This window comes from Sphingobacterium sp. xlx-96 (assembly GCF_011007365.1).
In the GTDB taxonomy this organism is placed as follows: Bacteria; Bacteroidota; Bacteroidia; order Sphingobacteriales; family Sphingobacteriaceae; genus Sphingobacterium; species Sphingobacterium luzhongxinii.
Genome location: NZ_WFKM01000008.1, coordinates 14,392 through 35,897, shown reverse-complemented (window position 1 = coordinate 35,897; position 21,506 = coordinate 14,392). Strand labels below are relative to the sequence as shown.

15 protein-coding genes are annotated in these 21,506 nt (G+C 39.5%); 6 read left to right on the top strand and 9 right to left on the bottom strand.

Translation table 11 applies throughout. The features are described from left to right. Nucleotides 1–42 precede the first annotated feature (42 nt). The gene (locus G7B20_RS11585) at nucleotides 43–771 is read left to right on the top strand and encodes an RDD family protein (protein ID WP_164111443.1); all 729 of its coding nucleotides are present in this window, start codon (nucleotides 43–45) and stop codon (nucleotides 769–771) included. Nucleotides 772–777: 6 nt separating this feature from the next. Here G7B20_RS11585 and fabD read toward each other — a convergent pair whose 3' ends face one another. From fabD to G7B20_RS11565, 4 genes are all read right to left on the bottom strand, one after another. Beyond that, nucleotides 778–1,665 (bottom strand): ACP S-malonyltransferase, encoded by an 888-nt coding sequence (fabD, locus tag G7B20_RS11580; RefSeq protein ID WP_164111441.1) that lies wholly within the window; start codon nucleotides 1,663–1,665, stop codon nucleotides 778–780. Nucleotides 1,666–1,709: 44 nt separating this feature from the next. Further along, a complete protein-coding gene (locus G7B20_RS11575) occupies nucleotides 1,710–2,942 on the bottom strand; it encodes a M16 family metallopeptidase (protein WP_164111439.1) in 1,233 nt (410 codons plus the stop codon). 162 nt (nucleotides 2,943–3,104) lie between these two features. After that, the gene (locus G7B20_RS11570; protein WP_164111436.1) at nucleotides 3,105–5,912 is read right to left on the bottom strand and encodes a TonB-dependent receptor; all 2,808 of its coding nucleotides are present in this window, start codon (nucleotides 5,910–5,912) and stop codon (nucleotides 3,105–3,107) included. 13 nt (nucleotides 5,913–5,925) lie between these two features. Continuing rightward, a complete protein-coding gene (locus tag G7B20_RS11565) occupies nucleotides 5,926–6,654 on the bottom strand; it encodes a hypothetical protein (RefSeq protein ID WP_164111434.1) in 729 nt (242 codons plus the stop codon). Nucleotides 6,655–6,797: 143 nt separating this feature from the next. Between G7B20_RS11565 and G7B20_RS11560 the strand changes: the two genes are divergently transcribed. After that, complete coding sequence (locus G7B20_RS11560) at nucleotides 6,798–7,397, top strand: ribonuclease HII (protein ID WP_164111432.1); 600 nt, start codon at nucleotides 6,798–6,800, stop codon at nucleotides 7,395–7,397. An 80-nt stretch (nucleotides 7,398–7,477) separates the two neighbouring features. Here G7B20_RS11560 and G7B20_RS11555 read toward each other — a convergent pair whose 3' ends face one another. From G7B20_RS11555 to rsgA, 5 genes are all read right to left on the bottom strand, one after another. Beyond that, a complete protein-coding gene (locus tag G7B20_RS11555) occupies nucleotides 7,478–9,934 on the bottom strand; it encodes a YfhO family protein (protein ID WP_164111430.1) in 2,457 nt (818 codons plus the stop codon). Between the two features lie 151 nt (nucleotides 9,935–10,085). Continuing rightward, a complete protein-coding gene (locus G7B20_RS11550; RefSeq protein WP_164111428.1) occupies nucleotides 10,086–10,772 on the bottom strand; it encodes a potassium channel family protein in 687 nt (228 codons plus the stop codon). A gap of 148 nt (nucleotides 10,773–10,920) precedes the next feature. Further along, nucleotides 10,921–12,708: a TrkH family potassium uptake protein gene (locus tag G7B20_RS11545; RefSeq protein WP_240452887.1), complete on the bottom strand. Its 1,788-nt coding sequence runs from the start codon at nucleotides 12,706–12,708 to the stop codon at nucleotides 10,921–10,923. A gap of 38 nt (nucleotides 12,709–12,746) precedes the next feature. After that, nucleotides 12,747–14,537 carry a hypothetical protein gene (locus G7B20_RS11540; protein WP_164111427.1) on the bottom strand — a complete coding sequence of 597 codons (1,791 nt, stop codon included), beginning with the start codon at nucleotides 14,535–14,537 and terminating at the stop codon, nucleotides 12,747–12,749. A 72-nt stretch (nucleotides 14,538–14,609) separates the two neighbouring features. After that, nucleotides 14,610–15,530, bottom strand: a complete 921-nt coding sequence (gene rsgA / locus G7B20_RS11535; RefSeq protein WP_164111425.1) for a ribosome small subunit-dependent GTPase A — start codon at nucleotides 15,528–15,530, stop codon at nucleotides 14,610–14,612. A gap of 161 nt (nucleotides 15,531–15,691) precedes the next feature. On the opposite strand from rsgA, the gene polA reads away from it, so the two are divergent. The 4 genes from polA (at nucleotide 15,692) to G7B20_RS11515 (ending at nucleotide 21,500) form a co-directional block, all read left to right on the top strand. Beyond that, a complete protein-coding gene (gene polA / locus G7B20_RS11530) occupies nucleotides 15,692–18,490 on the top strand; it encodes a DNA polymerase I (protein ID WP_164111423.1) in 2,799 nt (932 codons plus the stop codon). Nucleotides 18,491–18,503: 13 nt separating this feature from the next. Next, a complete protein-coding gene (locus G7B20_RS11525; RefSeq protein ID WP_164111421.1) occupies nucleotides 18,504–19,631 on the top strand; it encodes a toxin-antitoxin system YwqK family antitoxin in 1,128 nt (375 codons plus the stop codon). A gap of 65 nt (nucleotides 19,632–19,696) precedes the next feature. Continuing rightward, nucleotides 19,697–20,350: a phosphatidylserine decarboxylase family protein gene (locus G7B20_RS11520; RefSeq protein ID WP_164111419.1), complete on the top strand. Its 654-nt coding sequence runs from the start codon at nucleotides 19,697–19,699 to the stop codon at nucleotides 20,348–20,350. Nucleotides 20,351–20,465: 115 nt separating this feature from the next. Continuing rightward, nucleotides 20,466–21,500 (top strand): sensor histidine kinase, encoded by a 1,035-nt coding sequence (locus G7B20_RS11515; RefSeq protein WP_164111417.1) that lies wholly within the window; start codon nucleotides 20,466–20,468, stop codon nucleotides 21,498–21,500. The last annotated feature ends 6 nt before the right edge of the window (nucleotides 21,501–21,506 follow it).

Sequence of the window (21,506 nt, the reverse complement as noted above, 5' to 3'; positions counted from 1 at the left end):
TTATGTAGGTTTGATTAATAGGAAACGATCTGTAATAGAACAATGAATAAGCTATTAATTAATACGCCACAGAATGTAAATTTTGAATACAGACTCGCTTCTGTCGGGTCCCGTTGTATCGCATTTGGCCTAGATTATGGCGTTATGATACTATATGCCATTTTAGCATTTACATTGTTAGCCAAGTCGGACGTATTTAATTCCGGGGATGCTTGGTTAAGTTGGGGTGTCGCCTCATTAGCAACGTTGCCAATATTCCTATATCCGCTTGTTTTAGAAACCTTGATGGAGGGGCAAACAATAGGAAAACGAATCATGAAAATCAAAGTAGTCAAAATAGACGGTACACGCGCCACGTTTTATCAGTATTTCATACGTTGGGTTTGCAATGCAATCGACATATTTATCAGTATGGGAGGACTAGGTCTTACAAGTATTATACTTTCCTCAAAAAGCCAACGTATTGGGGATATGGCAGCAGATACCACTGTAATCAGTATCAAAGAAGACATAAATCTGAAAGAAACTCTATTTGAAGAAATTACAACTACTCACCAAATCGTCTACCCTGAAGTAATCAAGCTAACAGATGTAGACCTTAACGATATAAAAGAACTCTATCAAATGGGGTTTCGCAGGAAGAATTATAGAATTATCCAGGTACTGGCCGCTAAACTGGAAATCCTACTGGGTGTAAAAGCTCAAGTACACCCAGAGGACTTTATAACTCAGGTAATCCAAGATCATTACTACATGTTCAAAGAACAGTAGTAACTATTACCCGATAGTCGCGGATGAAGTTTGCGCTTGTCTATCCACTTTTTTAACCAAACCTTGCAATACATTACCTGGACCAACTTCAACAAATGCTTCTGCACCATCCGCTAACATATGCTGAACGGTCTGTGTCCATCTTACTGCTCCAGTCAACTGCGCGATAAGATTTTCTTTAATCTGAGCAGGATTTGTATACGCTTTTGCATCCACATTTTGATATATAGGACATACAGGAACATTAATCGTTGTTGCTTCGATTGCTGCCTGTAATTCCACCTTCGCAGGCTCCATTAATGGCGAATGAAATGCTCCTCCTACATTTAGCTTAAGGGCTCTTTTTGCTCCTGCTTCTGTCAACAACACACAGGCTTTATCTACCCCTACAATCGATCCTGAAATCACCAACTGTCCCGGACAGTTATAGTTTGCGGGTACTACGATGTCTTCAATCTGTGCACAGATCCGCTCCACAACCTCATCTTCTAGTCCTAATATGGCTGCCATTGTGGATGGCTCAATCTCACATGCCTTCTGCATAGCATTAGCACGTTGCGACACCAACTTTAAACCGTCTTCAAACGATAACGCATTTGCTGCAACCAAAGCGGAAAACTCGCCTAACGAGTGCCCTGCAACCATAGACGGGTTAAAGGAAGCTCCCAAAGCTTTGGCAAGAATTACGGAATGTAAAAATATAGCTGGCTGTGTGACGTTGGTCTGTTTAAGGTCTTCGTCAGTTCCTTGAAACATGATATCGGTAATACGAAAGCCTAGAATATCATTTGCTTTTTCAAAGAGCGCCTTTGTTTCTGCATTCAGGTTGTACAGATCTTGTCCCATTCCTACGAATTGAGCGCCCTGTCCTGGAAAAATATAAGCTGTGTTCATATGTATTTATTTGATTTTCAATTGTCATTAACTCATTTAAAACTCTATTTCTCGGGAACGAATTTAAGCGATACGAGTCGATCTTCTGCAAAGAAAATACTTGAAAGTTCGAATAAATCTTCTGATCGTACTTTGTCAATACTATCCACGACATCCTTCAAAGAGATGACACGGCCATAATCGATGATATTCTTTGCCTCTGCAATAATCATACTCATTCGATTTTCCTCGGCCAATGCTATCTGTCCCTTAAACTTCTGCTTTGCCCTTGTCAATTGATACGCTGAAATAGGAGCGCTCTTTAACTTATTCAATTCTTTAAACACAAGTGAGACTGCTCGATCTAGCTTTTCTTCATCTGTCCCTAGGTAGATACTAACACTTCCTGTATCCTTGTACATCGTAAAATTAGACTCTATCGTATAAGCGATTCCATACTTCTCTCGTATCCCAAGATTGAGTATAGAACTCATTCCGTAACCTCCCAACATATTATTCAGTAATAAGAGAGCCGTTTTTCGTTCATCATATACACCGAATGCCTGCCCGCCCAACATATAATGAGCTTGATTAATAGGTTTCTCGATCACTTCATTAATATTGGCTACAGCAGGAACCACCTGTACTGGCGTTGGCAAAATATTGGCTTTAATCTTCCCAAAGATACGTTCTGCCTGTCGCTTTACCTGTGCCAAGGTATAATCTCCAGAAATAGCGATAACAATCTCCGAAGTATTGTAGCTTTCCTCCATAAATTGGATGATGTCTGATTTGGTTATAGACTTCAGATCATCTTCTACCCCTAAGATATTGTGTCCAAGCCCTGATCCTTGAAATAGGAGATCTTCAAAATCGTCCATAATAGACTCTTCGGGGCTATCCAAATAAGAAGCTATCTCGTCTAAAATCACACCTCTTTCTTTCTCTATTTCTGTTTCTGGAAACGTAGAATGAAATAACACATCTTCAAATAAGTCCAAAGCGCGCTCCAAGTAAGGATTTAAAAAAGAGGCGTGCAAGCACGTATACTCCTTGGTGGTATAAGCATTCAAATCGCCCCCCACTTGCTCCAAACGATTGAGAATCTGATTTGTTGACCGCTTTTCCGTTCTTTTAAAAACTAGATGTTCAATAAAATGAGCCATTCCAAACTTACCCTCTTTCTCGTGCCTTGAGCCTGTATTTACCACAATACAGCTATGCGTTATAACTGACTTTTGAAAATGCAACAAGACGCGTATACCATTATCCAGTTGGATAAGATTGTACTCCTTCATTCAGATGGATTTTAATAATGAATGCAAAGCTACACAATAAAATACAGAAACTGATACCCTCAATCCCTAGAGCTTTCCATTAGAAACAGACCTTAAAAAGGTGTTAAAAAAAAATGGCATCCAATTAAAAAAATTGGATGCCATTTTACTAAAAACAGGAAGTTACATTCTTGGCCTACGCATACCACCATGCCCTCCGCTATTGTCTTCCATGGGATTTACCCCGGAAAACTTCTGCAACTTGAAAGTAAAGGTCAACATAAAGTAACGCGCTAATCTATTGGTACGACTATCCGTTAATATTTCGGACACCGTTCTATTAATATTAGTCTGCTGATCCAACAAATCAAATCCCTGGAAACGTATGGTACCACGCTGTCCCTTCAAGAGACGTTGTTCAATGTAGCTATTTATAATAAATGGATTAACATTTGAAGTATATCCTTTATTAAATTCTTTCGAAATGTCTACTCCAAAGATAGTAGTAGGCGTAATGTTTATCGACCCAATCAAATTTGGCGTTATCTTTTGTGTGTTCCGGTTGGATAAATCAATCAACGAAGAAGTAGTTATGGTATAATTGTAACGTACTCCCGGATTGATCTCTAAATTTTCGGAAGGATTGTATCGAAAGAACAACATTTGATGAAAGCCGGTATTCAGATTTACATTTTTCTGAAATTCGAAATTCGTTATTTCAGAATTTTGATAGGAAATACCTTTATTAAATGACACGCCCCCGCCATACATGATGTTGTATGTTTTTTCCTTAAACGATCGGCCCAAATGATAGAATGAATTTATTGAATAAACGGGTTCTGACTCATTTGCGTAACCAACCTCTTGTACCGCACCTAACCCATTAACGCGGGTTGTTTTGTTGTACGAAACAATTTTATCAGTAGTCAGTTCCGTCCTCAACATCGCAAAAAATGTTTTACCCTTTTGAAAATCTCCTGAACGAAATCTAAAGTTCATCTTGTGCCCGAACTCAGGATCCAAATCGGGATTTCCGATATTAGTAAAAGTTTCGCTCGTTGTCTCTGCAAAAGGAAGTGTCTGAGAAACGGAAGGCTCGTTCGACTTTCCCGAGTATTGCATAGTCAAATTAGACTGTCTTGAAAATTTATACTCAAACCGTGCTATCGGAATAAAGTTCAAGTTCTTCCGATCAATTACTTCTGTTATCGCCCCATTATATGCATTTCCACGCAACGTCGATGGTTGTAAAGCTGCTCCGAAAGAATACTTCAACTTCTCGCTATCGTACATGTAACTAGCGCCTACACGATGTGTTGCAAAAGCATAATCGTAGTTGTAGTTGTAATCTAATATACCAGAAGCGGAGCTGCCTCGGGATTCTAACAATTGTTGGGCCTTCAGATTATCGTAATCGTTGTTGTTATAATCATACGTTACTTCAATCTTGCTCTTCTCCGTAAGCGGTTCGATATAAGAAACAGAGGCTCCTGCGTTCCAGCTTTTGTTTTGGACTTCGCGATATGTTTTTTCAAACACATCGGATGCAGGCAAGTCTCCATTGCCCGGATCGGTTAGCCAACGATCTAAGACCCTATTATACTCGGTTTCTGTTACCGCATTATCGTAGTTAAAATTAAAGAAGAGGTTTCTTCCTTTATCATTGAGCTTGCGATTGTAAAGTCCAGAAAAATTATATCGAGGGGCTGTAGACTTATTACTTTCATTTGTTATTTGATAATTACTGAAATCTCCGCCGATTAGTTGCCTTACATTTTTTAAATTATCAGCTGTATTATCACCAAAACCCAATTGTGGTGTAATTTTTATATAGTCTTTATCCGAAATATTCCATTCTAAATTTCCTTCAAAACGATGATTGGCCCGGATACTGGTGTTGTCATCATTGGACTCTTCCTCGATCCCTTCCGCCAAGCGATTGGTATACGAACTACCAATGGTGTTGTTATCATCTCTACCATACGAATATGATCCATATACTTTTAGCTTATCCGAAAAATCATGCCGGATATTAACGCCAATAGAGCCAACATTTGTAATACCTTCAGACCCTCCAAACATTCCACCTGGACCACGTCCACCGCCGCCACCTTGTCTTCCTCTAGCACCACCACCCATCGAATTAAAGTCAAACAATGGCGCATTCATATTATTCATATTGCCCAACACAGATACCTGCGACTTATCCCGAAAACCCATAAACATTCCTGTGGTCTGATAACGCTCTTCAGTACCACCACCAACACGAAGCGTCGTCGCGTAACCTTTATTATATTCAGGATCTATCTGTATGTTCAAAACTTTAGTCGACTCGCCCGATTTATTTCCTGTAATATTAGCCATATCACCATAATCATCCACGATCTGCATTTTAGCAATAATATTGGCCGGCAAGTTTTGCGTTGCTGTCTTTACATCTCCTCCAAAAAAGTCCTTGCCATTAATACGAACCCGGGTTACCTGTTCGCCCTGCGCCGTCACGGTACCATCTTTATCGACTTCTACCCCCTGCAATTTCTTAAGGGCATCTTCGGCTACAGATCCTTCACGTAGCTTTAAATCTCTTGTGGAATATTCAACGGTGTCACCTTTCACTTGGACAGTTACCACGCCATTGACAACAACCTCTTCCAACATATTGGGAATCCCTTGTAAAATGATATTGGAGACCAACATTCTATTATCCTGCACAGCAGCAAAAGTATATCCTTTCTCAAAGGGCTCAAACCCGAGACTTGAGACTCTAATTTTAAAAGGTTTATCGCTTACGTTACTAAACGTATAAATACCTCCTACAGAGGAGCTCGTTTTCAAAGTATCAGCACCGACGATGTATTGTACCGATGCTCCTGCAACAGGTCTAGACAAGGAGTCCCGCAAGAAACCTTGAACCACTTTATTGGACTGAGCCTGTGCTGAAAAACAAATAAATAGGGCGGCAACCGCTATCCATCTCTTAAAAAAATCCATATATATTATCTCTCTATTTTATATTTCCAAAGAACCAAACCGCCGTATCTTCTTTATAGGGGTTCTTGACGGTCGGCTTATAAGGACTAGCTCCATAGACCCTTACATTATTAGGCCTTGGACTTGCATCGACCACCTTCTTCGTTTGAAAAAACTGGGTATTAACGCCTATTTGAACGGCAATTCGATCACTCTTAAATTTCACTAAGTCTAATGGCACCTCAGATTCATACATTAAAACATCATCTTCAAAGCGTGCCTTTGCACGTATTCCATAAGAATTATCAAACGACAGAAGTCCATCAACTACTTTACTAAATCCAGAAATCTGATAGCCTCGTACACTTTTCAGCAGCTCCGCTTTTATGTTGTTGACGTCCAGATCTTCATCCTGACTTAAGGCTCTAAGTCGCTCACGATCTACATATGGGTATAATAACTTTGCCCCTTCTTTCTTCTTTTCATTGTAGCTTAGGTTTACAAAAATACCATGTCGTAGCGCTTCCCGTTGCAACATTTCGTCTTTAACCTTTACAGCGACATAAACTTTTCCTCCTTGAACAGCGACACCAAAAGACCACAAATCACTGTCAGCATTATACAACTTACCCCCCCACTCTTCCAATTGACCATCAAGAACGATATTTTCTAATTGCTGAAACACATACTCCTCCTTCTTTTTCTTTTGTGCAAAAAGAAAAGCAGGACAACAAAATAGAAAAAGGATATAAAGTTTATTCATCAGCAATTATTGTTTACTTTTACACAACAAAGAGCCGTAAAAGTTTTTTAAAATCGTCAATATCACTACAAAAAAATGAATAAGTAGTGTAAATAAGTGTTAACTTGACGATATCACAGATAAGTTACACAGACAATCAACTTATGCTTTTATCCCAATATCAAAATGAATTCATAGAAGCTGGCTGCGATGAAGCTGGTAGAGGCTGCTTGGCGGGACCCGTTTTTGCCGCGGCAGTTATATTTCCCAAAGATTATTATAACCCTGTCCTCAACGACTCCAAAAAGCTTTCAGAGAAGAAAAGGAATGAATTGCGTCCAATAATAGAAAAGGAAGCCTTAGCTTTCGCTGTCGGAATCATAACTCCGCAGGAAATTGATAAAATAAACATACACAATGCATCTTACAAAGCGATGCATCTCGCTATTGATGCACTGCAGATTGCGCCTGAATTTCTGATTATAGATGGGAATAAATTTATCCCTTACCAAACGCTACCACACGCCTGCATTGTAAAGGGGGATGGTAAATACCTCGCCATAGCAGCTGCATCGATATTAGCTAAGACATATAGGGATGAATACATGGATAGTATAGCGGGCGAATTTCCGCTGTATGAATGGAAGTCTAATAAAGGCTACCCTACTATTGTACACCGTAAAGCGGTATTAGCACATGGCCATACAATTCACCACAGAAAAACCTTCCGCGTCACCGACCCTCAATTAAAACTTGAGCTTTAAAGAACAAGGGCCAGGCGAGGTATATATAAAACGGGCTACTTAAAAGATTAAGTAGCCCGTTTTATACTGGTTCATTGCTGTTAGGCCTTTTTCCTTCTGTATGAGATAAAAATCGCTCCGCCCAAACCTAGGACCAAAACGATGGATCCGATTAAAGAAACGATACTTGATATTTTCATCGTCTGCGGGTCGAAAACAAACTCTACCTTATGATTACCACCCGGCAGTTGTAAACCTCTTAAAAGGTAGTCAGTCCGTATAATAGGCACCTCTTCTCCATCAACATAAGCTTTCCAACCCTTGTCATAATATACTTCTGAGAAAACAGCAAAAACATCATTTGGAGCCGTATACTCATATTGTAACTTGTCTGGGTGATAAGAGACCAACTTAATATCTGCATTATTTGGACGTCCTAAGCGAGCCGCATTTACTTTTCCTTTATACTCGTCATGAACAAATGCTTCTTTTGCTGGATCAAAACTACTGATCGCCTGCATCTCCTGCGCATTGTCTTTGACGAAAGTGACCTTATCTACAAACCAAGCATTTCCAGCTGCTGTAGACCTGCGTTGGATACGCTCCGCTCCGTTATTAGGATCACGAGTGATGACATAACGGACATTGAACATATCTAAGACATCTTCATTGATAGCTCCATTGAATTGGTGCTCTAATAATTCTTGAAAACGCATCAGCTTAGCAGCATGATAACCACCTAAATTTTTGTGAAAATAAGAAGCCTTAGCATCGGAAAACGGATTTGTCGTCAAATCAAGAACACGGTAATGAGGGTCTTTATCCATCCGGATCAACTGATCGACTTCTCGCTCTTGGATTGGATTTTTCGTCAAACTTTTATCTACAAAAGTTTCGTTGTTCAAGTAACGCTTGTCCACGGACCAAAGATCCAATAATGTGATCAAACCTATCCCAAGCACTAGAACATTTGCAGAGACTTTCTTCTTAACAAAGAACCAAACCAAGGCAAATACAACCAGTACAATACCCAATGAACGCCATGCATCTGCTGAAGCTAAATCTGCCCTATCCTTTATAAGCTCTGTTGATAGTTGATTCGCAAGATTTGCATCACCAAACTCTTTGGTCAACATACTGATAAAATCCTGGTTCGTTGATGGCTTAAAGGCTAGAATATTAGGCATTAAAGCAACCACAACGCAGATACCTGCAATGATTCCGAAGCTATAAAGCACTTTCTTGTCCAATTGAACAATATCACTACCTTTATTTATCAGTTCATGAACAGCCATAACTGCTAGCACAGGTATCAGTATAGATGGAATAATCAGAATAGATTCAGGAGCTCTAAATTTATTATACAATGGAGCATAATCAAAGAAAATATCTGATACGATAGAGAAATTACTTCCTAACGCCAACAACACCGTCAATCCAATAGCTGCAAGAATCCACCATTTTAATCGATCTCTAACAATAAAAATTCCTAAAACAAATAGAAAGATAATCCCCGCCCCAAAATACCAAGGGCCCGAAGTAAATGACTTCTCACCCCAATAAGTAGGAAGGCTTTTGGCCATCTGTAATGCTTGATTCTGAGGAGCTCCTAAGCCGGTAAAAAATTTAACCACATGCGAATCTTCACCTAAAACACCTTGGGTTTTTCCTCCGTAAGCATTTGGAATCAAAAATGTTAAATTTTCGCCCACACCCTGACTCCAAGCATAAGCGTAATCTTTATCCAATCCTCCACTTTTATTACCTTCATCTACCTTCACGATATTGGCCTTGCCTCGTGTAGTCAACTTGCTATACTCATAGGTCGGAAACAAAACGGAAGCGTTGACCGCTACTGCAACCACGACCGCTCCTATCTGCAATGCTGTAGCTTTCGCAAATGCAGGAACGCGTTTTTCTCGAATCGCATAGTATAGTTCAAATCCTACGTAAACCAATAAAGCAATGAAAAGATAATAGGTCATCTGCACGTGGTTGGTTCGAATCTCCAATGCAAGGAAGACCGCTAACAAGATCGGCCCCCAAAGCTTATTACCCCGATAACAGAGTATAACGGCTCCGATTATGGGAGCCAAATAGGCTATAGCATAAGCTTTATTAACGTGCCCTGCCTCAATGTAAATAAAGTTGTAGGATGAAAAAGTAATAGCAATAGCTCCTACCGCAGCCAGCCAGGGCTTAATGCGGAGAACAGAAAGCAAGAAATAACTTCCCAAAAGATAAATCAAAATAACATCTGCCGGCAAAGGGAAAAATATTGTCAAGATTCGATTAACATAACTTGTTATATTCGTGGTGTGCTCATACCAAATCTGGTAAGTAGGCATCCCGCCAAACATCGAATTGGTCCATTGAGGCGCATGACCGTCCTTAGCTCTATAGTCGAAAAGCTCCTTCTGGCTGCCCATCGCCTGCATCACATCGTGTTGAGACAATGCCTTTCCTTGCCAAACCGGCGAAAAGTAAAAAAACACTAATACAAAGAAGATCGCAATAACAATTAGATGCGAAGAATTCTCTTTAAACCAATTTTTCATCAAACAATTTTTTCTTTTTAAGGTAACGAAGGTATAACGAGCATTTTTATCATCAAGCTCACCGTATCTTCACGGATAAGTTAGCGGTTAATGCCTTTTATTAAAGCCCAAATATAAAATTGATTTTAGTAATATCCTATGGACTTTTGGATTAGTTTCCTTTTTCGATCAATTTTTTAATATCAGAAAGTTCTCCAAATAAAACAAGGAGATCATTCTCCCGGAGTACAGTATCGGACTTGGCTATACCAGACGCCTCTTTGCTTTGCACGGTTTTTCCCTTGGAAACGGCACCAGTTAGGGTAACTGTCGTCAATACGATAACCTTATATCTATTTGTAAGGTCAGCATCTTTCAACGTCATCCCAACATATTTGGACGGAACTTTCGTCTCTATGATGCTATACCGATCAGAAACCTTGAACGAATCAACAATATCGATATTATCTAACCGCATGGCCAGACGCTCTGCAGCTTCTTCTTCAGGCATGATATATTCATCGATCTGCATGGCCTCCATAACCGTTTTTTGAAGATCCGACACAACGCGTCCAATGATGCGTTTTACACCGAGCTGTTTGACCAAGGCCGTGGTTAATAAGGAAGCTCCCTCGTCTTCGCCAATAGCTATAATCACAGCATCACTATCTTTTAAAGGTAAAGAGGAAACGGCCTCACGATCTGTCGTGTCTAGACAAACTGTATGTGTGATCTTATCCTTCAACTGCTCGACAATCTGTATATTCAGGTCGGCTCCAATGACTTCATGGCCTAGTTCGGTAAGATGTATGCCCAATGAACGCCCAAAATGTCCTAATCCCAAAACAATATATTTCATATATGTATAGTCTTCTTTTTATCTGTCATATGTGTTTAATTTTACTTTCAATGGTCATCCGCCAGCTTGCGGATCAGTTTGTCTTTTATTTATGGTTATGGAATTACCCCTATGTCTGCATACCCCATCTTACAATACATTTAATTGTTTAAAACAAGAGCTTTTCGGTTGGATAAATATAACTTTTGTTCTTCATGTTTTTGATGAAGGCTACCAATAAAGTCAACATACCTACACGTCCCACAAACATGGTAAAAATAATAATCATCTTTCCGGTTGCACTTAGAGAAGGCGTCACTCCTAAACTAAGACCACAGGTCGTGTATGCCGAAACCGACTCAAACAGTAACGCTTTCATGGGCTTACCAGGATCTGAAAAATTAAGGAGAACAAACGAACATGTAATCGTCAATACCGATAGAATAATGATGGCAAAAGCCTTATTGACAGACTCAGAAGCAATTTTGCGCTTAAAAAGCTCAATCGAATCCTTACCTCGTGCCAAGGACAAAATGTTCATAAACGCTATCGCTATTGTAGTTACTTTGACACCACCACCAGTGGACCCAGGTGATGCCCCGATCCACATCAATGTGGTCAGCATAATTAACGTCGGAGTGCTTACAAAATTAACATCCACACTGTTAAATCCCGCAGATCGAGAAGCATTTGCCATGAAAAGGGAAGTTACCCACTCCCCAAAAATATTTTTATCTGAAACCAAAGTGTTATTTTGTTCCATTAAAAAGTAAGACCCTGTAGCCAAAATGACCACAATTGCATTACATAAGAGTATAAACTTGGTATTAAAACTAAAGGGCTGCGCCTTATGCTTATATCTTTTTTTGAGAAATAATAAACAGATAACAGCATTCGCCTTTCCTTTGAGATAAGTATAAAAATTGTAAACTGTGCCAAAGCCTAAGCCTCCCAATACAAAAATCAGTGTCAAGACAATTTGAAAACTATAATTGTAGCGATATTCAGGATTGGTAATGCCATCGGAAAGAATAGAGAAACCGGCATTACAGAAGGAAGAAATAGCATGGAAGGCAGCAAAAAAAATACGTTCGCCTGTTCCCTCAAATAACAGGGGGTCTAATGTAAAATAAATAAAAGCACCACCGATAAGTTCGAACAGCAGGGTAATGAATATGATAGTCAACAGTGTAGAGACAACGTCGTTAAGCTTATTTTCGCCCAAAATCTCTCCAAACATCAACTGGTTTTTGAACGAGAATCCTCCAGAGAAAAAGTATCCAAAGAATCCCGTAAAGGTCATAATTCCCAATCCGCCAACCTGAATCAACAACATAATGACTGTCTGTCCGAACAATGAAAAGTTGGTCGATATATCCGTTACAGAAAGCCCTGTAATGCATACGGCACTTGTCGCCATGAAAAAAGCATCGACAAAACTAAGCGGCGCCTCCAACGTCGTCCGGGGCAACATCAACAATACCGTTCCGATCAGAATCAAACCTATAAAGCTAATCACAAATAATATAGTCGGATTGAAATAGAAGTTATCAAAAAATAAACTGCTCTTGGACAGTTCTGACAAGAAGACTATACCTATTCCTAAATACAGCCATTCTTCTTTGGCAAAATATGCTAACCAAGGACTACCTGTAAGACGAGCAAACAGGATAAGCAAAAAATATAGAATGACAACAATACCGGAATAATGGGATACAACGACTCCCTTTATGGCAAAAACAGATGAAAATGTACGAAGAATTTCTAGCCCGAAAAGGCCATAAAACATAGCGACTATAGCCTGTTTAGTATACTCTGCAACATCCGGATTGGTGATATAGCCTATATGTACCAGTACAGTCAGGGCGCAGACCATGCTAACATAAAACATGATAAGGTCTACAACTTTGTAACGATACAGAATCACGAATTTCAAAAAATCTGCTATAGACTTCATCCTACAAACATAGTAATATATATTTTTGCGGAGAACGATTAAGGTTTGCCTTCTTCTGCTTTCTCTTTCTTTTTAAATATTCCTTTGAAAAATTTACCGGTCTTTTGAACAACACCTTTAGCTTCAGAACTGACTTCTTTAACAGTTTCGGCTGTGCCTATTAACTTGGCTTCTCGTTCTGGACTGATACCGGCACACTGCTTTATGCCATCGAGAAGACTCTGCCATACGGTTTTAAAGAAGGTGTGCTCAGGCACCCTCCTGTAATTTATCTTTCCGACATGATAGATCTCATTGGCATCCGGATTACTGTCATTTATCAAAATCTGATTAACCAAAAAGGAAACTATTTTTGACTTCTTTCCATTCTCCTTTTTCGGCAGATCAATTTTCAGGTCATTATAATCAAACTTAAAACTTCCCCAATTTTTTCGATCTGTTCCCTCCATATTGTAGGCTATTTTTTTGATATTCCCAGAAGCAATGCCTACATTGAGTAGAGGCTGTAGAATGCGGTTGAACGCTGTGGCATTCATCGCACCTAAAGTGCCACTATAGGTATGGTACCCGGTTTTACTAAGCATGTCGAAACCAAATTTCGCGTGAAGCCGGCCGCTCCCCATCACCTTGGCAACAAGATCTGCTCGCATAAACTGATCCTTCTTTAATGCGATCGTATCGTTAGTCACGTTCGTAAGAGTACCTCTAGCCCCATCAAAACTGATGGCCCCCTCTCGACCAAACTTGGCACTGAATTCGTGATAAGTGATACTAATATTGTCCACTAAAAAAGTATCCAAACGAAGTAACTTTTTGGCATGCATTAATTGTTGATGTGGGGAATGTCCCACCTTGACAACAGGATACTTTGGATATCTCTTATCAGCAGATAAATCGACCGAACCATTTTTTATCTGAACTTTAGAGGCGACGGTCTGCTGGTTGTCAATCAATCTCCGAAAATCCAAGTGCTCTATGCGCAGCGTATCAAAGGCTAAAACAGCCATTGTTACATTTTGCCTTTTTTGCTTAAAAAAAGCATTCTTGCCCATCTTTGGGCCATAAAAGACTTTCGTGAATAGTACGTTTTGCTCTCTTGTATTTATTCTTAGACTCTCGAATCGCGCGCGATAGTATCCATCTGGCAAGTCATATTCAAATTTTGGAATCTGAACATCGACCATTTTCGTATAGTAAAGTCTGGAGGTATCGGTTAGTGAAGTTTCGTCCACCAATACGTCATGTACATTAATATTTACCTGATTGAGGCTAATAGTGCTTGTGTGCCCTTCTTCAATCTTCGAATACTTGAACTTTACGTTGTCAATTTTGATGTGCTTTACATTAATAGATTTAAAGATATCCTTTACATTTTCGTATAAGGTCTTTTGGGTATGGTCAGAAATCGTATCGTTGTAAGCATGATATTCGCTGACGAGATGTATATTTGGCTCTTCAAAAACTATAGTCTTAATATTTAAGCGTTTATCCAAAAGAATATCCATAAGACTAAACTGTCTTATTTTCAGCATCTTCAACTTTATGTGGTAACGGTTATTCGGAGCTTCTTTTGCTAGCACCTGCTGCTGATATACAACAGAGTCTGGAATCAATTCAGCATTCCAAAAAGTAGCGTTACCTAATGCTATATTTAAGTCTAAATCCTCATACTTCAAGATATACAACCCGCCTGTAGATTTGTGTACGACTTCCTTAAGTTTTGTCTCAACTATAGGTTTCCAGTTTCTTCCATAATACCATATTAACATCAATATACCTATTACAAGAACCAAAAAAACGATGAGTACCCACTTCCAAACAGACTTCATAAATATTCCAATTTTATTAATTTGGATTAAAACAAGTCAAAATAGCTTTTGTTTTCAGCCGATCGATCGGAATCAATGACGATTATCCTCATTGCTATACATGCTAAGGTAGCTGTCATAACGTGATTCTTCAATTTTTCCTTGGTCTACCGCTTCCAACACGACACAACCAGGTTCATTAATATGACGACAGTTATTAAACTTACATTTATTGAGATAAAGCCGCATCTCGGGAAAGAAATGCGACAGTTCTCCTTTTTCAATGTCCACAATCCCCAACTCTCGAATACCTGGAGTATCAATAAGCTTCCCTCCGAAAGGCAGTTCAATCATTTCGGCAAAGGTGGTGGTATGCTTCCCTTTATCGGACCAGTCTGAAATCTGTCCGGTACGTAGGTGTGATCCTGGCACAATTCGATTAATAAGTGTCGATTTGCCCGCTCCAGAATGACCTGACAAGAGCGTCACTTTATCCTTTAAAATATGCTCCAATGTATCCACATGCGTCCCTTCTAATGCCGAAACCTCATAACAGGCATAACCTATATGCTCGTAGATAGCTTTGTATTCTTTTAGTATTTCTTTCCCTTCATCACTGAAAAGATCTAATTTGTTAAATACCAATACCGCAGGGATACCGTAGGCTTCAGCAGTCACCAAAAACCTATCTATAAATCCTAAGGAAGTTGGAGGAGAAGCCAAGGTAACAAGCAAAACAGCCTGATCTAGATTAGCGCCTAAAATCTGAGTTTGTTTAGATAAATTGACGGACCTTCGGATAATATAGTTTTTTCGAGGCTCTAGGTTTGTAATGATTCCTGTTTGCGCTGAATCTTCAAGATCAAAGTCAACCCAATCACCAACAGCAATAGGGTTTGTCGTCTTAATACCCTTTGTTCTGAATTTTCCTTTGATTCGACAATCATAAGAAACACCATCGTCTCCTAACACTTGATACCAACTACCCGTTGATTTTGTGACCAAACCTCTCATTCCCTATTTATGCTTATTTAAGTAATAACCCCAATTCTCACAAAAGTCGCAAAAAAATATCAATATTATTACTTATTGTCCATGCTGTTTCATTGTTCTTCATTATATGTAGTTGATGAAGGTTTTATTACCTTTGTGAGGTACACATAAATTTACTCCTTGTGAAAAAACTTTTTCTTTTGGACGGGATGGCTCTTATTTATAGAGCATATTTTGCACTCAACAAGGTGCCTAGATTGACGTCATACGGGCTCAATACAGGCGCTATTATGGGCTTTACAAACACATTACTGGAGGTTTTGAAGAATCAAAACCCCACCCATATCGCTGTAGTCTTTGATACTGCGGCCCCAACCAATCGTCACATTGAGTTTGAAGCTTACAAAGCACACCGCCAAGAGATGCCGGAAGATCTCTCCAAATCTATCCCTTACATATTTAAACTGGTCGAAGGGTTTAATATCCCCTTGATTACAATGGATGGCTACGAAGCGGATGATATCATTGGCACCTTGGCCAAACAAGCCGAAAAAGAAGGCTTTACCGTGTTCTGTATGACACCAGACAAAGATTTCGGACAGTTAGTATCTGACAATATCTTTATTTATAAACCAGCCCGAATGGGTAACGGGGCAGAAATACAGGGAGTACCTGAAATATTAGAAAAATGGGAGATAGATGATGTATCGCAGGTGATCGATATTTTGGGCCTTTGGGGAGATGCTGTTGATAACATACCTGGCATTCCAGGAATCGGTGAAAAAACCGCAAAAAAATTGGTGAAAGAATTCGGTAGTGTCGAAGGTTTGATTGCCAATACGGATAAGCTTAAAGGTAAACAGCAGGAGAATGTAATCAACTTTGCAGAGCAAGGACTTATTTCGAAAAAATTGGCGACCATACTTCTGGACGTTCCTGTAACGCTAGATGAGGAACAGCTTCAAGTGACAGCTCCCAATAAAGAGCTTTTAGAGCCCCTATTTGCGGAGCTCGAATTTCGCACTTTGGGCAAGCGGGTATTCGGCGATGATTTCTCCACTCTTGATAATTCGGCAAAAGCAAATTCAGCCCAAATGGATCTCTTTGCGCAGGAACAACCAGCCAGCTCAAATACACCCGAGCAACCCATAGCTTCACTTACCCCAAACTTAACTATTAAAGATACAGAACACGATTATATTCTTATCGATGATCCAGAAAAAATAAAAGACCTAGCAAATAAATTATCCCAACAGACAGCAATTTGTTTTGATACAGAGTCAACAGGAATTGACCCGCTTGTTGCAGATATTGTTGGACTTTCTTTTTCATTTGAAAAAGGCAAAGCCTACTATGTTCCAACACCAGCTGACGCAAAACAAGCTCAGCTCATTGTTGATCGCTTCAAATCAATTTTTGAAAATGCTTCGATAAAGAAGATCGGACAAAATCTGAAATACGACATCCTGCTACTTTCCAGATACGGCGTACGCATACAAGGACAATTATTTGACACCATGCTAGCTCATTATCTGATTGACCCTGACACGCGTCACGGCATGGATATTCTATCCGAAACCTACCTCGGCTATACGCCTATATCCATAACAGAGCTAATAGGCAACAAGGGCAAGAACCAAGGTAATATGCGCGATGTCGCTGTCGAAGTAGCAAAAGACTATGCCGCTGAAGATGCAGATATCACTTGGCAACTGTACGAAAAGTTCGCTCCTCTTTTATCGGAAACAGAAACTAAAAACCTAGCTGAACAAGTAGAATTCCCCTTAGTATACGTGCTTTCCGAAATGGAAAAAAATGGGGTAAAAATTGATACAGACACGTTAAAGGCTTTTTCCCTGTCTTTGGAAAAAGATATAGCTTCCATCGAGCAAAGGATCTACGATAAAGCGGGAACGAAGTTCAACATAGCCTCACCGAAACAATTGGGCGAAGTCTTATTTGACAAGTTACAATTGGATCCTAAGGCGAAAAAGACAAAAACAGGACAATACAAAACAGGCGAAGAAGTACTCGTTGCTCTTGCACATAAATCAGATATTGTACAGGATATATTAGACTTTAGACAATATCAAAAACTGAAATCAACGTATGTTGATGCACTTCCTACCCTTATCAACCGCGAAACAGGGTTGATTCACACGTCGTACAATCAAGCCGTAGCTGCAACAGGCCGTCTGAGCTCGACGAACCCCAACCTTCAAAACATCCCAATACGCACAGAAAAAGGTCGTGAAGTACGTAAAGCTTTTGTTCCGCGCTCGGAAAATCATATTATACTTTCGGCTGATTATTCACAGATCGAGCTCCGCATTATGGCCGAGCTTAGTCAAGACGAGAATATGCTAGAAGCATTTACTAAAGGCTATGACATCCATCGTGCTACTGCGGCCAAGGTATACAATGTATCGCTAGACGAGGTCACTTCGGATCAACGTCGTAATGCAAAAGCGGTCAACTTTGGCATCATTTACGGACAATCTGCATTCGGTCTGTCCCAGAATCTAGGCATATCGCGTCGCGAAGCAGCAGATATCATCGATCAGTACTTTGCCCAATACCGAGGTGTTAGAGAATACATGTCCAAAGCGGTAGAATCGGCCAAAGAAAAGGGGTATGCAGAAACTATCCTGAAACGGAGACGCTATCTGAGAGACATCAACTCAGCAAACATGACAGTAAGAGGCTTTGCCGAACGTAACGCGATCAATGCTCCGATCCAAGGATCTGCCGCAGATATGATAAAAATCGCGATGATTCAAATCCAAAAGGATATCGAAGATAAAAAATTATCAGGCAAAATGATCATGCAGGTTCATGATGAACTTGTGTTTGATGTACCCAAAAGTGAAGTGGAAATCTTCAAACGCATAATTTCGGAACGAATGACTAAAGCCATCACGCTGCGGGTGCCTATTGAAGTAGAAACAGGCGAAGGGTCAAACTGGCTAGAAGCGCACTAATTGAAAAAGAGAGATGAAAAAAGCTATTTATTTGATTACCGTATTATTGACCTTATCTTACTGCCTTAAAGCTCAAGAAAATAAACCCTTGTACTTTGAAAAGGCTCCTAACGATATGATGCGTTTTTATTTTGACCAAAATTATTACCTGGTGGACAAAAACTGTGAATTCAAGTATATAGAACGTGTTTCCTCTTTCGACATAAAAACAAATAAGTTTGAAGGCCTCTTCAGGGACTTCGACCCAAACGGTCGGGTTATACTTTCAGGGCACTACCAAAACGGCAAAAAACAGGGTGAGTTCAAAGCATATCATCCAAATGGTGTCCTAAAATGGGAATCCACCTTTATGGATGATATCGCCACCGGTCCATGGAAATATTATTATCCAGACGGCAAGCCAATGTTATTCATCACGTTAGGACCGTCTACCTTTCAGATCAATCACTATTGGGATCGTAGAGGACAGCAACTAGTCAAAGATGGCGAAGGAACATACGATATGGATCTTCCCATAGTTGGTTTTACCGAACACGGCTACACCCGGTTTAATAGACGTGGCAAGGTCAAAAACGGGCTTCCAGAAGGCTTATGGTATATTTCTTTTGTTGAAGAAGGAAAAAAGAGAATTCAAACCCACCTATTAACAGAGCAATTCGAAAACGGCCAATTAAGCGGCACGCGTTTTGAAGAAGGCTTTGATCATTTATTGATTCCTAAAGAAGATTTTATATTCGCCCCAAATGATTACTTCCCACGCGCGGAGCATCTGTTAAGCAAAAAATGTTCTTTTGACGAATTCACAGGCTTTAACATATTCATTGCCAATAAGTTTGTTGATTACCTGGAGCAATCGTCGTTTCAAAGTAGCCAAGACATGGAGAGGTTACTGAGTTATGAGGTAAAAGTATCAAAAAAAGGTATCCCCTCTTCGGCGACATTCTTAGATATGGGAAACGTACTTTCGAAGGAGGAAAAAAACATCTTAGAACGCATGATTAATCAAATAGGATATTACCTCCCTTCTTACTCAGGAGGCGAACCTATTAACGACTTGTTAATTATCACATTTACACTTCAGGCAACAGGAGAAAAGACACACATTCCCCCTGTGCAGATACAACGCGAAAAGGGTATCTAGGATATTTACCTGAATTTATCTATGTTTGCAAAATTAAAAGGCATATAAAATATAACGATTGACATATGAAGTTTCACAAAGAAGGATATACAAGTTTAGCATTAGTTGTTCTATTTATATTCATCATTAATGCCGTCGCTGATTATTACGATGCCAACCAAATCATCAAATGGTTTCTGTACGGAGTATCTGCATTTTTGTTTATCGTTATTGTACAGTTTTTTAGAAGCCCTATAAAGAAAATACAAATCGATGAGAATGCTGTCTTGTGTCCGGTCGATGGCAAAGTCGTTGTTATTGAAGAGACGGAAGAAACTGAATATTTTAAAGACAAAAGGATTCAGGTTTCGATTTTTATGTCACCAATCAATGTTCATGTAACTAGAAATCCTATATCTGGTATCGTTACTTTTTTTAAATACCATCCCGGTAAATTCTTGGTAGCATGGCATCCAAAATCTTCTACGGACAACGAACGCACCACTATAGTGGTAAAAAAGGATAACGGAGTTGAAGTCCTATTCCGACAAATCGCTGGGGCTTTAGCGCGTAGAATTGTATGGTATGTCAAAGAAGAACAACCTGTAACACAAGGAGAGGAATTTGGATTTATCAAATTCGGTTCACGAGTGGATGTTTTTTTACCTCTAGGCACAAAAATAAATGTTGCTATCGGAGACAAAACAGTTGGTGGCAAAACTGTGATCGCAAGATTTTAATATAAGCTTAACATTAATATTCCTATTTTTAGCAGTGTAATAATCGAGCGCCAGCAGAACTGCTCTTGATTATTACACTTTTTTGTATTCTCGAATTTAACTACAAAAGTCTTTTATGAACTTTAGGCTCCTTGTTTTCTATATTGCTTTAATTATCTCCACGGCACTAGCCCTCGTGAGCTTGTACTATGAAAGCGATTGGAATCACTTCTTTGTGATACTACCTGTATCTTTTGTTATTTCCTTTATCATCCTCAGCAATGTCTTAAATCAATATATAAACAATAGAATCAGCAATATTTACAAATTAATCCGCAGCCTAAAACTTGGAAAGGACATGAAAGAAGTGCTTGCAGAACATGCCAGTGATGATCCAATAAAAGGAGCCGAACAAGAGGTAAGAGACTGGGCAAAACAAAAGTCGACAGAAATAGATCAGTTGAAAGCGCAGGAAAAGTTCAGAAGAGAGTTTTTATCAAATATCTCGCACGAATTTAAAACACCTCTTTTTGCGATACAGGGGTATATTGAGACGCTGCAGGACGGGATGATGGCTGACGATCCTGATATGGCATTGGTATTTCTTGATAAAGCGTCCAAAAATATCGATCGGTTGACGTATCTTATTAATGACCTTGATGAGATCTCGAAGCTTGAATCGGGAAAAATATCGCTAAACATTCAAAAGTTCGATATTATCGAATTAATCAATGAAACGATTGACCACCTTATTGATAAAGCAAACAAAAATAATATCAAGATTATTTTCAATACAAAGCCGAACCAAACGATACAAGTAAAAGGTGATCGTTTAAAAATCCAACAGGTTCTTGTCAACCTTATAGACAACTCGTTAAAATATGGCAAAAATGGAGGAAAAACAACAATCAGCATATTCCATTTGTTAGATCAAGTATTAATCGAGGTTACCGATAATGGTTATGGAATTGAAGAGAAAAACCTACCAAGAGTATTTGAGCGTTTCTTCAGGACAGACAAAAGTCGATCCCGGGATATTGGAGGCTCAGGCTTGGGACTATCTATCGTTAAACATATTTTGGAAGCGCATCAACAAACCGTCAACGTACGCAGCACCGAAGGAATAGGTACAACTTTTGGCTTTACCCTGTCCAAATCCAAAAGCACTTAACAAGTC